Origin of the sequence: Fructilactobacillus vespulae, assembly GCF_047324295.1 — a bacterium.
In the GTDB taxonomy this organism is placed as follows: Bacteria; Bacillota; Bacilli; order Lactobacillales; family Lactobacillaceae; genus Fructilactobacillus; species Fructilactobacillus vespulae.
Genome location: NZ_CP137138.1, coordinates 1,398,800 through 1,414,308, shown reverse-complemented (window position 1 = coordinate 1,414,308; position 15,509 = coordinate 1,398,800). Strand labels below are relative to the sequence as shown.

At 35.1% G+C, this 15,509-nt stretch carries 12 protein-coding genes; 11 read left to right on the top strand and 1 reads right to left on the bottom strand.

Translation table 11 applies throughout. From position 1 onward, the window contains the following. The first annotated feature begins 6 nt into the window (after window positions 1-6). The 7 genes from uvrA (at window position 7) to R4B61_RS06970 (ending at window position 8,077) form a co-directional block, all read left to right on the top strand. On the top strand, window positions 7-2,868 hold the full coding sequence (gene uvrA / locus R4B61_RS07000) for an excinuclease ABC subunit UvrA (protein ID WP_413627538.1): 2,862 nt from the start codon (window positions 7-9) through the stop codon (window positions 2,866-2,868). Window positions 2,869-2,930: 62 nt separating this feature from the next. After that, on the top strand, window positions 2,931-3,413 hold the full coding sequence (locus tag R4B61_RS06995; protein WP_413627183.1) for a helix-turn-helix domain-containing protein: 483 nt from the start codon (window positions 2,931-2,933) through the stop codon (window positions 3,411-3,413). Continuing rightward, window positions 3,302-4,279 (top strand): IS3 family transposase, encoded by a 978-nt coding sequence (locus R4B61_RS06990; protein WP_413628270.1) that lies wholly within the window; start codon window positions 3,302-3,304, stop codon window positions 4,277-4,279. The genes R4B61_RS06995 and R4B61_RS06990 overlap by 112 nt, the downstream gene beginning before the upstream one ends. Window positions 4,280-4,389: 110 nt before the next feature. Further along, the gene (gene rapZ, locus R4B61_RS06985) at window positions 4,390-5,271 is read left to right on the top strand and encodes an RNase adapter RapZ (protein WP_413627537.1); all 882 of its coding nucleotides are present in this window, start codon (window positions 4,390-4,392) and stop codon (window positions 5,269-5,271) included. Next, a complete protein-coding gene (locus R4B61_RS06980) occupies window positions 5,271-6,272 on the top strand; it encodes a gluconeogenesis factor YvcK family protein (RefSeq protein ID WP_413627536.1) in 1,002 nt (333 codons plus the stop codon). Before rapZ ends, R4B61_RS06980 begins: the two co-directional genes overlap by 1 nt. 19 nt (window positions 6,273-6,291) lie before the next feature. Then, the gene (gene whiA, locus R4B61_RS06975; RefSeq protein WP_413627535.1) at window positions 6,292-7,218 is read left to right on the top strand and encodes a DNA-binding protein WhiA; all 927 of its coding nucleotides are present in this window, start codon (window positions 6,292-6,294) and stop codon (window positions 7,216-7,218) included. A 58-nt stretch (window positions 7,219-7,276) separates the two neighbouring features. After that, window positions 7,277-8,077, top strand: a complete 801-nt coding sequence (locus R4B61_RS06970; RefSeq protein ID WP_413627534.1) for a CPBP family intramembrane glutamic endopeptidase — start codon at window positions 7,277-7,279, stop codon at window positions 8,075-8,077. A 40-nt stretch (window positions 8,078-8,117) separates the two neighbouring features. Here R4B61_RS06970 and clpP read toward each other — a convergent pair whose 3' ends face one another. Beyond that, window positions 8,118-8,708, bottom strand: coding sequence for an ATP-dependent Clp endopeptidase proteolytic subunit ClpP (gene clpP / locus R4B61_RS06965; protein WP_413628312.1), 591 nt, complete (start codon window positions 8,706-8,708; stop codon window positions 8,118-8,120). Between the two features lie 506 nt (window positions 8,709-9,214). Here clpP and R4B61_RS06960 point away from each other — a divergent pair. From R4B61_RS06960 to R4B61_RS06945, 4 genes are all read left to right on the top strand, one after another. Then, a complete protein-coding gene (locus R4B61_RS06960) occupies window positions 9,215-10,318 on the top strand; it encodes a carbamoyl phosphate synthase small subunit (protein ID WP_413627533.1) in 1,104 nt (367 codons plus the stop codon). Further along, window positions 10,311-13,478 carry a carbamoyl-phosphate synthase large subunit gene (gene carB, locus R4B61_RS06955; RefSeq protein WP_413627532.1) on the top strand — a complete coding sequence of 1,056 codons (3,168 nt, stop codon included), beginning with the start codon at window positions 10,311-10,313 and terminating at the stop codon, window positions 13,476-13,478. The genes R4B61_RS06960 and carB overlap by 8 nt, the downstream gene beginning before the upstream one ends. A gap of 278 nt (window positions 13,479-13,756) precedes the next feature. Next, window positions 13,757-14,260 (top strand): helix-turn-helix domain-containing protein, encoded by a 504-nt coding sequence (locus tag R4B61_RS06950; RefSeq protein ID WP_413627383.1) that lies wholly within the window; start codon window positions 13,757-13,759, stop codon window positions 14,258-14,260. Beyond that, the gene (locus R4B61_RS06945) at window positions 14,260-15,114 is read left to right on the top strand and encodes an IS3 family transposase (RefSeq protein WP_413627384.1); all 855 of its coding nucleotides are present in this window, start codon (window positions 14,260-14,262) and stop codon (window positions 15,112-15,114) included. The genes R4B61_RS06950 and R4B61_RS06945 overlap by 1 nt, the downstream gene beginning before the upstream one ends. Window positions 15,115-15,509: the final 395 nt, after the last annotated feature.

Here is a 15,509-nt window from a genome sequence, read left to right as displayed (position 1 = left end):
AAGTAAATGGAAAATAACGAGATTAAAATTAGAGGAGCTCGGGAACATAACCTAAAGGATGTTAATGTTGACATTCCCAAAAATAAATTAGTTGTGATGACCGGACTTTCAGGTTCTGGTAAGAGTTCACTGGCCTTTGATACCTTATATGCAGAGGGACAAAGAAGATACGTTGAAAGTTTATCATCGTATGCTCGTCAATTTTTAGGGCAAATGAACAAGCCAGATGTGGACTCAATTGTAGGTTTGAGTCCGGCAATTTCAATTGATCAAAAGACCACTTCTAAGAATCCACGTTCGACAGTGGGAACGGTCACTGAAATTAATGATTATTTGAGATTATTGTGGGCTCGAGTTGGAACGCCCATTTGTCCAAATGACGGAACCAAGATTGAAAGTCAATCGGTTGATCAAATGATTGATCGAATCTTAAAATTACCAGAACGGACTAAATTACAGATTTTTTCACCAATTATTCGTGGTAAAAGAGGTCAACATAAAAAGATCTTTGAACAAATTAAACGTGAAGGATTCGTTCGAATTATTGTTGATGGTGAACTTCATGATATTTCTGATGAAATTGAATTAAATAAAAACCAACAGCACGATATTAGTATTGTAATTGACCGGATTGTAGTTAAGGATGGCATTAATTCACGTCTTTCTGACTCGTTAGAAACTGCGCTTCGTTTGAGTGATGGATACGCCACCATTGACTTTTTAGGTAAACGAGAACCAATGCTATTTTCTGAACACTATGCTTGTGCAATTTGTGGCTTTACGGTGGGGAAATTAGAACCCCGCTTATTTTCGTTTAATTCACCCCAAGGGGCTTGTCCTGCCTGTGATGGGTTAGGAGTTAAATTGGAAGTTGACGAGGATTTGGTGGTTCCAGATGACACCAAAACTTTGAAAGAGGGTGCTTTAGAACCTTGGAATCCAATTAGTTCTAAATACTATCCCGAATTGTTAGCACAGGCAGCAAAAGCTTTTAAAATTGATTTAGATGTTCCATTTAAAGATTTGACGCAGGAACAACGTGACTTATTATTATATGGTTCAGGAAAACGAGAATTTCATTTTCATTATCTCAGTGATTTTGGTGGGGTTCGCGATGTTGATGCTCCGTTTGAAGGAGTGGTTAATAATATTAGTCGTCGTTTCAAAGAAACTAGCAGTGATTTCACTAGAGATCAAATGCGTAAATATATGCGTGAATTAACCTGTCAAGTTTGTCATGGTTATCGTCTGAATGAAAAAGCATTATCAGTTCAGGTAAATGGTCAACAAATTGGAGAAGTTTGTGCCCAAAACATCAAGGAAGAATACCATTTCTTTGAAAACGCTAAATTTGGGGAGCAGGATACAGAGATTGCGAAACCCGTTATTAAAGAAATTAAGGATCGACTTGATTTCTTGTTAAACGTGGGGCTTAGTTATTTAACTCTTTCTAGAGCTGCTCGGACTCTTTCTGGTGGAGAAGCACAACGGATTCGATTAGCTACGCAAATTGGTTCTAATTTATCAGGGATTTTATATGTACTAGATGAACCTTCAATTGGATTACATCAACGCGATAATAACCGATTAATTAAATCACTGAAAAAAATGAGAGATTTAGGAAATACTTTAGTGGTCGTTGAACACGATAATGATACGATGATGGCGGCTGATTATATTGTTGATGTAGGACCAGGTGCTGGAGAAGCCGGTGGTAATATAATGGCTACGGGAACTCCCAAAGAAGTTGCTGCTAACCCTGATTCTTTAACGGGTCAATATTTATCTGGTAAAAAGTTTATTTCTGTACCACTACAAAGAAGAAAGCCCACTAGAAAGCAAGTTACCATTAAAGGGGCTAAAGAAAACAACCTAAAGGACTTAACGGTTAAATTTCCTCTAGGTGTGTTTAACGTGGTTACTGGAGTATCTGGTTCGGGAAAATCAACGTTAGTTAACGATATTTTAAAACGAGCACTCGCTCAAAAGCTTAATCGAAATTCAGAAAAACCAGGGAAATTTTCACGAATTACTGGATACCAAAACATTGAAAAATTAGTCAGCATTGACCAAAGTCCAATCGGTAGAACTCCTCGTAGTAATCCGGCAACATATACGGGAGTTTTTGATGATATTCGGGAATTGTTCGCTAAGACTAATGAGGCGCAAATCCGAGGATATCAAAAGGGGCGTTTTAGTTTTAATACAAAAGGTGGCCGTTGTGAAACCTGTCATGGTGATGGAATATTAAAGATCGAAATGGATTTCTTACCTGATGTTTATGTTCCTTGTGAAGTTTGTCATGGTAATCGTTATAATTCTGAAACTTTAGAGGTACAATATAAAGACAAGAATATTTCTGAAGTTTTGGATTTGACGGTCAGTGAAGCTTTGGAATTTTTTCACTCAATTCCTAAAATAACGAGAAAGTTACAAACGATTGCAGATGTGGGTCTGGGTTACGTTAAATTAGGTCAACCCGCCACTACTCTATCTGGTGGTGAAGCCCAAAGGATGAAATTAGCTTCAGAATTGCATAAAAGATCGACCGGGAAAAACTTTTATATTTTGGATGAACCCACGACTGGTCTGCATACTGACGACATTAAACGTTTGTTAGCGGTTCTCCAAAAATTAGTTGATGCAGGAAATACTGTTTTAATTATCGAACATAATATGGACGTTATTAAACAAGCTGACCATTTGATTGATTTAGGTCCAGATGGTGGAGATCAAGGTGGAACAATTGTTGCTACTGGAACACCAGAGGAACTTGTGCAAGTAGAAGAAAGTTATACAGGACACTACTTAAAACCTATCCTAGAAAAAGATACACAAAGGACCCTTGCAGAAGCAAAAAATAAATAATTAAAAAAGAGTGAAGTGAACCCCCTGAGTTGGAGTAAATCCAAAACTCAGGGGGTTTTATTATGTTTTCAGCTAAAATAAAGAAACAAGTTTTAAGTGAATATCTACAGGGAACTTCGTCCCTATTACTTATGAAAAAGTATGGTATCAAAGGAACTGCGACGATTTATCAGTGGCTCAATCTATTTAAAATTTTTGGCGATCAAGGATTAGAAAATTGTCGGAGGAAGACATTTTATGACTATTCCTTTAAAATCAAAGTTATCAAATGGCGACAAGAACATCATGCCTCATATCCAGCAACTGCAACCCATTTCAGATTGAAACAACCGATGATAGTTTGGGACTGGGAACGAAAACTGATTGAGGGACGTCTTAAGCCATATAAAGGACGGTCTTTAAAAATGACAGATAAATCTAAACAATCTAAGACATTGAAACAACTTCAGGAGGAAAACGAGCTTTTACGATTTCGGGTAGCATACTTGGAAAAACTCGAAGCCTTGGCACAGAAAAAATCTCAAACAAAGAAAAAGCCCAGCTAATAACTGAGCTAAGGCGTAAATTCAATGTTAAATTAGTTGTAGCTTTAAAAGCAGTACACATGTCGAGCAGCAGTTACCACGATGCACTTCATCGTAAATATCAATCAGGATCATCAACGTTAGTTGATGAGATTAAAAGTATTCGTTTGGAAAATCCTGATTACGGTTACCGAACAGTGACTTTAGCGCTTAAAAATAAGGGAATCATCGTTAATCACAAGGCAGTACTTCGTATTATGCGTGAAAATAATCTACTTTGTCAGGCATTCAATCGACGAACGAAAAAGTATAACTCTTATAAAGGAACTGTAGGTACAGTTACCCATAACCGTTTAAATCGTCGTTTTAAAACGAATCGTCCATTTCAAAAAATCGTTACTGATGTAACGGAGGTCCGTTGGGGTAATCAAACGATCAACGAACGTGCATACTTTACAGCTTATATGGACCTTTATAATGGAGAAATTCTTGAATGGAACATTGGTCGTAGACCAACGGTAGACTTTGTCACACGACCCCTTAAACGATTAGTGGCAAGATGTTCATCCTTACCATACCGTATGACAATTCATTCGGATCAAGGGTTTCAGTATCAGAACTTTAGGTACGTGAATATTTTGCGACAAGCTCGCGTTTTCCAAAGCATGAGCCGCAAGGCCACATGCCTAGATAATGCGGTAGCTGAAAGTATCTTTCACATTCTTAAAGTTGGCACGGTTCACAATTATCAATACCAAAACTACGAAGAGCTAGAATCTGCCATTACAAATTACGTAGATTATTACAATAAACATCGTATTAAAACAAAATTGGCCGGTATGTCACCGGTAAAATACCGGGAACATACCAGCCAATTAGTAGCTTAGAAATTCACTCCAATTTATGGGGTTCACTTCAGAGAAGGTAAAACTTCTCTTTTTAATTTGTGTGAAACACCCGGTATGTTATACTTAACAGAAGTTTGGAGGGATTTTAAATGGTAAAAGATGAACAATTAGTAATCATAACTGGAATGAGTGGGGCTGGTAAAAGCTGCGCTATTCAAACATTTGAAGATTTAGGTTATTTTTGTGTTGATAATTTACCGCCCAACTTAGTCTATAAATTCACTGAATTATTACGAACTTCTAGTGAAATTAATAAGGTTGCTTTAGTGATTGATTCACGTGCACCTGGCTCTGGAAAAGATGTCGTTGATACGTTAGTAAAGATTTCTACTAATAATAATAAAAATGAAAGTGTTATTTTTCTAGATGCATCTACGGCCAAAATTGTCTCAAGATATGAAGAAACACGTCGTGATCATCCGCTTGCCAGAAATGGTCGTTTAGTTGATGGAATTGAAAAAGAACGGCAATTACTCAGAGACGTTCGTACTAAAGCTAATTTAGTAATTGATACTACCAAACTTACTAATAAACAATTAAAAGAAGAAATAATTAATCAATATGAAAATAGTCGGTCAGAAACATTTCACGTGGAATTAATGTCATTTGGGTTTAAATATGGATTACCAATTGATGCGGATATGTTATTTGATGTGCGTTTTATTAACAATCCTTACTATGTGGCTGAACTTCGAAATCAAACGGGTAAAGATCAACCAGTTTATGATTATGTCATGAAGCAAGATGCTGCCGAAGAATTTTTTGCTAAATTAGATGATTTAGTAAAATTTGAAATACCTTTAGTTAAACACAGTTCTAAGGCTAGCGAAACAATAGCAATTGGGTGTACTGGGGGACAGCATCGTTCAGTGGCAATGACAGAAAGATTAGCAGCCTCACTTCGAGAACAAGGGATACGAGTTAATGTGACCCATCGAGATATTGACCGGCATAAAGGAGTCAATAACTAATGGCTGATAAAGTAGCAAAAAAGATTAATCGCCCTAAGATGGTGGTTATTGGAGGAGGAACTGGGTTACCAGTTATTCTAAAAAACTTAAAAAAAAGAGATGTAGATATTACCGCGGTTGTCACCGTTGCCGATGATGGCGGATCTTCCGGGATTTTAAGAAATTACATTAATGTGTTACCGCCAGGAGACATTCGCAATGTACTGGTATCATTATCTAATTTACCCCAAATTGATTTAGATATTTTTCAATATCGATTCAAATCATCAGATAAATTTCTTTCGGGCCATGCAATTGGTAATTTAATTATTACCGCCCTTTCGGAAATGCAAAATGGTTTTTTTGATGCTGTACAAACTTTGACGAGAATGATGGACGTTGATGGTAATGTGTATCCGGTTTGTGATGAAAGTTTAGAGTTACATGCAGAGTTTACTGATGGTAGTTACATAACTGGAGAAGCAGAAATTACCAAGTCTAATAAGATGATTAAACGAGTTTGGGTTGAATCGACGAATAGTGATGATGAACCAACTGCAGTTCAACCGGTAATTGATGCAATTATGGAAGCTGATCAAATTGTTTTAGGACCTGGTAGTTTGTATACTAGTATCTTGCCTAATTTGATGGTTTCAAATGTGGGTCAGGCAGTTATTAATACGGCAGCAGAAGTTGTTTATATTTGTAATATTATGACCCAAAAGGGAGAAACCGATAATTTTACCGATAGAGATCATGTGCAAACTTTAGAAAGACAATTAAATAGTCGGTTTATTGATACGATTCTAGTTAATAACCAGCCGGTTCCTGCTGAGTATATTGATCATCAACGTTGGACTGACGAATCACAACCGGTTAAGTCTGATTATCAGGGCTTAAAAGAGTTAGGCTGTCGAGTGATTTCATCAGACTTTTTAGAATTACGAGAACACGGTGCTTTTCATAATGGTCAGCTAGTGACCGACGAATTAATTCGACTTTTAGGGCAACCGAAAAATTAGTTAGGAGTTATTAAGTGAAATGTCATTTGCAAGTGAAGTAAAAAAAGAATTAACTAATTTAGAAGTTCATCGCGAAAATGCCAAAGCTGAATTAATGGCTTTAATTAGAATGAATGGGACTTTAAAAATATCGAACGGTAAATTAGAACTTGAGTTTCAGTCGGAAAATTCGGCGATTTCAAGAAGGGTGATTAGTTTACTACTTGATTTTTACAAAGTAGAAGCACGAGTAGTGGTTCGTCGGAAGATGAAACTAAAGAAAAACAATCTTTATATTGTACGTCTGAGTACCCGGGTTAAAGATATTTTAGATGATTTAGGTATTTTAGATCATAATCAAATTTTAGAAAGAGTTCCAATAGAGCTTTTAAAAAATGATTTACAAGTCCGCTCCTATTTACGCGGTGCTTTTTTGGCAGGTGGTTCTGTTAACAATCCGGAAACCTCACGCTACCATTTAGAGATTTATTCATTATATGGTGATCATAATGAAATGATGGCAGAAATGATGAATAAGTATAACTTAGGTGCCAAAGAGACTCAGCGACGCAGTGGTTATATTGTCTACATTAAAGAAGCAGAAAAGATTGCTGATTTTTTACAACTAATTGGGGCTACCAACGCCATGTTAAAATTCGAAGATGTTCGAATTGTAAGGGATATGCGAAATTCAGTTAATCGATTAGTTAACTGTGAAAATGCCAATATGAATAAAGTGGCCAATGCCTCAACCAAACAAATTGAAAATATTAAATATTTGGAAGAAAACGTGGGGTTTGAAAAATTGCCGAAGAAGCTTCGCGATGTTGCGGTTACAAGGCTAAAATATCAAGAAGTTAGTTTAAAAGAACTGGGCAGTTTAATTCCCGATGGACCCATTTCCAAATCCGGAGTTAATCATCGATTGCACAAAATTAATGATATGGCGGAAAAATTAAAAGGTTAGTATTCTTTGTTATTTATGGTATTCTACAATTATTATAAAAATAAGGGAGTTGTAGTTTATGAGAAAAAAGAGAATTGGATTAATTGTCTTCTTTTTGCTATATATCTTTGTCACTACTAAAATTTCAGGGTGGTTAAACATTGAGCCATATCAGGTGGGAATTAGCCTACACAATGATTTTATTGGAGTCATTTCCATTGATAAATTGCAAGTAGCAAGTATCATCTTATTTCTACTAATCAATTTATTGCTAACACATATTGAAATTAGAATTTCATTAAAAAGAATTGGTTTAGGCTTTTTATTTGGAATTCCAAGCTTTTTGATTATGTTTTTAAATATAGTTCAAGGTGATAAGATTGTTTTAAAAGCGATGTCCCCAGGTGGTTGGTCGTTGAAGATTCTTTTGATGACAATCTTGTATGCCTTAATTTCTGGACTAGTAATTGGAGTTTTTGAAGAATTGCTTTTTCGCGGGGTGATTTTTGAACTGTTAACTAAAATTTTTAAAAAGAATGCTCCAGTAAAGGCAATTATTGGTTCCAGTTTAATCTTCGGGTTGACCCACGCCATTAATTATTTAGATAGCCCGTTTTGGGATACCACCAATCAAATTGTTTATGCGATTGGAATTGGAATGTTATTTGCCACGATTTATTATGTAACGGGTAACTTGTTAGTTCCCATCTTGTTGCATTCCTTAATTGATATGACGGATATCATCTTTAGCATGAATACTAACTTATTGGATAAAGCCAGCAACAGTGGTTTAGATCCATTGAGTTTTTTAATCTTCGTTGGTTTTAGTATCATATCATTGCTAATTCTTCGTTATTATAAAATTGAAAAGCAAGCATAAAAAAAGAAGTTCAACATTAAGTTGAGCTTCTTTTTTATACTTATTTTTTATCGTTTTTCATAATACCATCAATCAAACCATAATCAACAGCATCTTGTGCGGTTAAGTAGTTATCACGTTCAGTATCACGATTGATTTTTTCAAGTGGTTGACCAGAATGTTCAGCCAATAACTCATTAATCATCTTACGAGCTTTTAAAATCTCAGTTGCGGCGATTTCAATCTCAGTTTGTTGACCTTGGGCACCACCAGATGGTTGGTGAATCATAACTTGAGAATGAGGTAGGGCAAAACGCTTACCCTTGGCACCTGCAGTAGCAAGCACACTGGCCATTGAAGCAGCCATTCCCATTACGATAGTTTGAACGTCAGATTTGATGAAATTCATTGTATCGTAGATAGCCATACCAGAGGTGATAACACCACCTGGTGAGTTAATGTATAGGTAAATATCTTTATCTGAGTCTTGAGCATCTAGAAATAATAATTGGGCAATAATGGTGTTTGCCATGTTATCTTCGATTTCACCAGAAAGCATAATAATGCGATCTTTTAAAAGTCGTGAGTAGATGTCATATGCACGTTCACCTTGTGGTGAGTTTTCAACAACTGTTGGAACTAAAGGCATAATATTCTCCTCTTCTTTCTTTAATATATTTTTTTTAGTTAATACCAAAAACTGGTAATTCAATCTTATAATATTGGTCAATCAAGGTCAATTAATTGAGCCGGATATTTAATTGATTCGCTAAATCCGAACTATAAATTACCTAATGAGAATTTTCTGAGCATATTGCATTGATTTTATTTTTGAAAATGATACAATTAATAAAATTTTAAACAAAAACGTTTATTTAAGATTGGTGAATCTTGATTGCGATTCAGTGAGATATGTCGTCGTGAAAAATATCAAAAACAATCCTGATGTAACCAGCTTAAAAGTTATATGCAAAATGCATATTGGTGGCTTCCATTATCGAGCGAGCATTTTTTAAAAACTGTGCGATATGTTTTGGCTAACATATAAGGTGGTACCGCGTGTAAAAGCGTCCTCTGGTCTTTTTTGATTATTGGGCGTTTTTTGTTGAGAATTTTTAGAAATTATTTGATGACTTAGCAGTTGGGAAGGTTGGTACTATGAAGAAACGATACTTATTATTAGAAGATGGCAGTATTTATACTGGAGAATCATTTGGTTCTGAAAAAGATAGTATTGGTGAGCTGGTATTTAGTACAGGAATGTCTGGATACCAACAATCAATTTCAGACCAATCGTATAACGGTGAAATTTTAATGTTCACTTATCCGTTAATTGGTAATTATGGAGTTAACGGTGAAGATTTAGAGTCTGCTAATCCAACTTGTAAGGGAGTAGTAGTTAGTGAAATTGCTCGGAAAACTGATAATTGGAGAATGAATATGACATTATCAGATTATCTCGTTAAAAATGATATTCCAGGAATCAGTGGTCTGGATACCAGAGCAATCACCAAACATATTCGTGAATGTGGCGCAATGAAAGCAGCCATTTTAAATGAGATCACAGCTGACAGTTTAGAAGAATTAAAAACGACTGAATTAAGTCATAATCGAATCCCTGAAAGTGCGACAAAGCAAACGATGAAATTAACTAAAAATGGTCGTCGAATAGTTGTAATTGATTTTGGTTTAAAAAATTCGATTCTCCGCGAACTAGGGAAAAGAAATTGTGATGTGGTTGTGTTACCTCCCAACACGACCTTTTCAGAGATTGATGAATATCATCCAGACGGCGTCATGCTTACTAATGGACCTGGTGATCCAATGGATGTTGCCCCAGAAACACTTGAAATGGTTCGTGAAGTTGAAAATAAATATCCACTTTTTGGAATTTGTATGGGTAATCAATTGTTTGCCTTAGCAAATGGCGCAACCACCTCAAAAATGAAATTTGGACACCGAGGTTTTAATCACCCGGTAAGAAATTTAGCTAATGGTCGAATTGATTTTACTTCCCAAAATCATGGTTATACCGTTAATCGTGAATCGGTCAAAGGAACTCCTTTAAAAGTAATCCTTGAAGAGATTAATGATGGAACGGTGGAAGGCTTACAACATACAGAGTTGCCAGCTTTTTCTGCTCAATTCCACCCGGATGCTGCTCCGGGTCCCCATGATACTGATTATCTGTTTGATACCTTTATGCAAATGATTGACGATAACGAATTGGACTGGAATAAGGAGGACAAAGAACATGCCTAAAAGAACGGACGTTAAGAAAATTATGGTTATTGGCTCTGGTCCCATTATTATTGGGCAAGCTGCGGAATTTGACTATTCCGGAACCCAAGCTTGTTTAGCCCTAAAAGAGTTGGGGTATGAAGTGGTATTAGTGAACTCTAATCCAGCCACAATTATGACTGATAAAGAAATTGCCGATGAAGTTTATATTGAACCATTAACATTGGAATTTGTTTCTAAAGTTATCTACAAAGAAACGCCAGATGCAATCTTGCCAACTTTGGGTGGGCAACAAGGTTTGAACATGGCTCGTGAACTATCTGAGTCGGGTATTTTAGCAGAAATGAACATTAAATTGTTGGGGACGGATTTGGATGCTATCAATAAAGCAGAAGATCGAGAACAATTTCGGCAATTGATGCGTGATTTAAAGCAACCAGTTCCAGAATCAGTAATTGCCACAACGGTTGATCAAGCACTTAAGTTTGCCGATAAACATGGTTATCCAGTGATTGTCCGCCCGGCCTTTACCATGGGAGGTACTGGTGGTGGAATTGCCGAAAATCAGGAACAATTAAAAGAAATTGCTGATAACGGTTTATATCTTTCACCAGTGACACAAGTTTTAATCGAGCAAAGCATTGCCGGGTTTAAAGAAATCGAATTTGAAGTTATGCGAGATGCAAATGATAACACCATGGTAGTTTGCAATATGGAAAATTTTGATCCGGTGGGAATCCATACTGGAGATTCAATTGTTTTTGCTCCCGTTCAAACGCTAGCTGATAATGAAACTCAAATGCTTCGTGATGCGGCTTTGAAAATTATTCGAGCACTGAAAATTGAAGGTGGGTGTAACGTTCAACTCGCTTTAGATCCTAACAGTATGGATTACTATGTAATTGAAGTTAATCCTCGGGTTAGTCGTTCTAGCGCATTAGCTTCAAAAGCAACCGGTTATCCAATTGCTAAAGTAGCAGCTAAAATTGCCGTTGGGTTAACTTTAGATGAAATTATGAATCCGGTTACGGGAAAAACTTTTGCAGAGTTTGAACCAGCCCTTGATTATGCAGTTTGCAAAATTCCTCGTTGGCCGTTTGATAAGTTTACCAGCGCGGATCGAACCCTGGGAACTCAAATGAAGGCGACTGGAGAAGTGATGGCAATTGATCGAAACATTGAAGGTTCGATTTTAAAAGCAGTCCGGTCATTAGATATTGATATTAACGATTTAGACGATCCTGAACTAGCAAACTTAAATTCAAGCGAATTAGAAGCAGGTATTGTTAAGGCACAAGATAATCGACTATTTTATCTTTATGAGGCGATTAAACGCGGGTATTCGATTGAAAAATTAGCCGAAATGACTAAGATTCATATCTTCTTTTTGGATAAGCTATTGCATATCTATGAGATAACGAAGGCATTGCAAGCAAACGTTGCTGATTTAGACTATCTAAAGATTGCTAAACGTTATGGTTTTTCTGACGAAAATATTGCTAAGTTGTGGAATTTAAATGTTGATGATGTCAGAAAGCTGAGAAAAGAGCAGCAAATTATACCAGTTTACAAAATGGTTGATACTTGTGCAGGAGAATTTGAATCGGAAACACCATACTTTTATAGTACGTATGAAACTGAAAATGAAAGTCTAGTTTCTGAAAAGGAAAGTATTTTAGTGCTAGGATCTGGTCCAATTAGAATTGGTCAGGGAGTTGAATTTGATTATGCTACGGTTCACTCAATTGAAGCAATCAAACAAGCTGGTTACGAAGCAATCATCATTAACAATAATCCTGAGACAGTTTCAACCGATGCTTCAATCTCTGATAAGTTATATTTTGAACCACTAACGGTTGAAGAGGTAATGAATGTTATTGATTTAGAAAAACCTAATGGAGTTGTGGTTCAGTTTGGTGGTCAAACTGCAATTAATTTGGCTGAACCATTAGCTAATCGTGGAGTTAATATTTTAGGAACTTCGGTGGCGGATGTTAATCGGGCCGAAGACCGTGATGAATTTGATCGAGTAATTAAGAAATTAGGAATTCCGCAACCAACCGGAGGAATTGCTAGTACAATTCCTGAAGCAATTCAATGTGCAGAAGAAATTGGTTATCCAATTGTGGTTCGTCCTAGTTATGTTTTGGGTGGGCGCGCAATGGAGATTGTTTACCATCGTGCTGACTTAGAGGATTACATGCAACGAGCTGTTAAGGTTTCAAATGATCATCCGGTATTAATTGATCAATACCTAACGGGAAAAGAATGTGAAGTAGATGCAATTTGTGATGGTAAAGATGTATTAATTCCAGGAATTATGGAACATATTGAAAGAGCGGGAGTTCATTCCGGGGATTCAATGGCAGTTTATCCAGCTCAAACATTATCTAATTCAGTTAAAAATCAAATTGTTAAGTATACTAAAAACTTGGCCTTAGAATTAGGGTGTTTTGGATTAATGAATATTCAATTTATAGTTCACAACGAGCAAGTTTATGTAATTGAAGTTAATCCAAGAGCTAGTCGAACGGTACCATTTTTAAGTAAGGTAACCGAAATTCCGATGGCACAGGTTGCTACTAAAATTATTTTAGGTCAATCTTTAAAAGAACAAGGATATCAGGATGGTTTAGCACCTGAAAGTAAATTGATTCATGTGAAGGCCCCCGTATTTTCTTTCTCTAAGCTAAGAGATGTTGATAGTTTATTAGGTCCTGAAATGAAATCAACTGGTGAAGTAATGGGGACAGATGCTACCTTTGCTAAGGCAATTTATAAGGCATTTGCAGCAGCTAAAGTTGAAGTTGCTAATCACGGGAAAATTTTATTTGCCACTAACGATAATGATTTAGAGGAAGCTGGTGATTTGGCGCTTCAATTTATCGATATGGGTTATCAGATACAAGCACTTGGTAACACTGCCCAATACTTTGCTAAAAGAAAGATTCCGTTTAAATTAATTGATACGGAAGAACAACGGCAGCAATTGTTTGCACAAATGATGAATAAAGAAATTAAGGCGGTAGTTGATACAGTTTCTGATGAGAATCTTCAGGATGGGTTTCAACTTCGAAGCGACGCAATTGAGAATGAAATCCCAGTATTTAGTGCCATTGATACAGTAGCAGCGTTAACGAAGGCATTAGAATTGAGATCGTTTAGAGTAACTAATTTATAGTAGAACATCCCAAACACGTTATTAATTAATAGCGTGTTTTTATTTTTTTATATATGATTAGTTTTAGCTTAAATATAGTGTTCATATACTTCAAAAAAAGAGTTACAAAAAACTTAATTGTCTTTTCACTTTGTTATTGACTATTAAATTTTAGCAATATATAATTGACCAAGACATAAGATTTTAACCAATGTTAATTCATTGACACATACGTAAAAAGCTCGCCATGATGTGAACCCCACAAGTTGGACAATAATCTAACTTGTGGGGTTTTTGTTATGCCAAGAATAAATTACGAAGTAAAAAATAAAATTATAGAAGAATATTTTAACGGAATTGGGTCAACTACGTTGTCCCAAAAGTACCATGTTTCAAAATCGGTTATATTAGTATGGATTAATAGAATTAAAAACAAAAATTTCAGCATGATTAGTTGTAAAAATCGTCATCAAATAGAGTATTCTTTAGAATTTAAAATTAAAGTATTGAAATATAAAAATTCAAATAATTCTACTTTATCGGAATTGTGCAATAAATTTAAAATACATTCTGAAAGTACTATCTATTTTTGGCAACATCAGTTTGATGAATTAGGTATAATCGGATTATCAAGAAAACGAGGTAATCCCAAAATGACTAAAAACAAGATAACAAAACAAACTAAATTATCAAAAGATGAAAGATTGAAGCAACTTGAAGAAGAAAATTTAATGCTTAGAATTCAAAATGAATATCTAAAAAAACTGAAAGCCTTAGATCAAAAACAAACAAAGAAAAAGTAATGGTAATTGATGATTTAAGGCGTAAATTCAAGGTTAGTTTAAGTTTCATTTTAAGAGCCGTTAAATTACCTAGAAGTAACTATTATTACGCGATTTCATCGCATTCAATAAACAAAGATGTAAATATAATTAAACTAATAAAAGAGATTAAGGAAAACAATCCTAATTATGGGTATAGAAGAGTTACATTGGCACTTAATAATGCTGGTAAAAATGTTAACCATAAACGTGTACTTCGAATTATGAAAAAACATAATCTTCTATCATCAGTTTTCGGAAAGAAAAGACGTAGATATAATTCTTACGAAGGTAATGTTGGTAAAAGATTTAAAAACAGATTGAATCGTCGATTCAATACTCCAATTCCGTTTCAAAAATTAGCATCAGATACAACAGAACTAAGATATGGAAATCAAAGTATCAATGAACGAATATATTTAAATCCAGTTTTAGATTTGTTTTCTGGTGAAATTATTTCATATAGTGTTAGTGATCATCCTGATTTTGATTCAGTTTTTTCACCAATTAAAGAAGCTGTTTTAAAATTGCCTAAAACAAAATTCAAAAGATTCTTTCATTCTGATCAGGGTGTTCACTATCAAAATAAACGTTTAAATAAATTTCTAAGGAAAAACCGCATTACCCAAAGCATGTCACGTAAAGCAACGTGTTTAGATAATGCGGTTATTGAATCATTTTTTCACATTTTAAAAATTGAAATAGGAAACAATTTTAATACAAAAGAGGAACTAATAAATTCCGTTAGGAATTGGATTTATTATTACAATAATTATCGTATTAAAACAAAACTAGGAGGCAAATCTCCGATTCAATATCGAAAACTTGTCTCCTAGAAAGGCTAAATAATGTGTCCAACTTTATGGGTTCACATCACCAACCGCAGTTGATGAGCTTTTTTATTTAGCATTAATTTATTTTTGAAGTGATTATAATTAATATTTAGTAAAATGACTTTAGTTAATTGAATTTTAAATATTGCGGATGAAAATGATGCAATAAAATAATGGTTATATTGAAATTTAAGGACCATTAAAGTGAACTTAAAGAGGATGAAAACATTGGAATCCAACGTTATAATGATCTCAATTTACTAAGACTTTAGAAGTAAAAAATTAAAGTGGTTGTTATCAGTGAACAAAAAAGATATCCCATTAAGGATATCTTTAAAGTCCGTGCCGACTTTCTGCCGATTTTTTTCGTAAAACAGATATAATCAAGTACAATTTTA

Excerpts from the sequence above, each read along its gene's own strand:
- R4B61_RS06970 (WP_413627534.1), top strand. The coding sequence starts at position 7,277 with ATGAGAAAAAAGAGAATTGGATTAATTGTCTTCTTTTTGCTATATATC.
- R4B61_RS06950 (WP_413627383.1), top strand. The coding sequence starts at position 13,757 with ATGCCAAGAATAAATTACGAAGTAAAAAATAAAATTATAGAAGAATAT.
- whiA (WP_413627535.1), top strand. The coding sequence starts at position 6,292 with ATGTCATTTGCAAGTGAAGTAAAAAAAGAATTAACTAATTTAGAAGTT.
- R4B61_RS06945 (WP_413627384.1), top strand. The coding sequence starts at position 14,260 with ATGGTAATTGATGATTTAAGGCGTAAATTCAAGGTTAGTTTAAGTTTC.
- rapZ (WP_413627537.1), top strand. The coding sequence starts at position 4,390 with ATGGTAAAAGATGAACAATTAGTAATCATAACTGGAATGAGTGGGGCT.
- carB (WP_413627532.1), top strand. The coding sequence starts at position 10,311 with ATGCCTAAAAGAACGGACGTTAAGAAAATTATGGTTATTGGCTCTGGT.
- R4B61_RS06960 (WP_413627533.1), top strand. The coding sequence starts at position 9,215 with ATGAAGAAACGATACTTATTATTAGAAGATGGCAGTATTTATACTGGA.
- R4B61_RS06980 (WP_413627536.1), top strand. The coding sequence starts at position 5,271 with ATGGCTGATAAAGTAGCAAAAAAGATTAATCGCCCTAAGATGGTGGTT.
- uvrA (WP_413627538.1), top strand. The coding sequence starts at position 7 with ATGGAAAATAACGAGATTAAAATTAGAGGAGCTCGGGAACATAACCTA.
- R4B61_RS06995 (WP_413627183.1), top strand. The coding sequence starts at position 2,931 with ATGTTTTCAGCTAAAATAAAGAAACAAGTTTTAAGTGAATATCTACAG.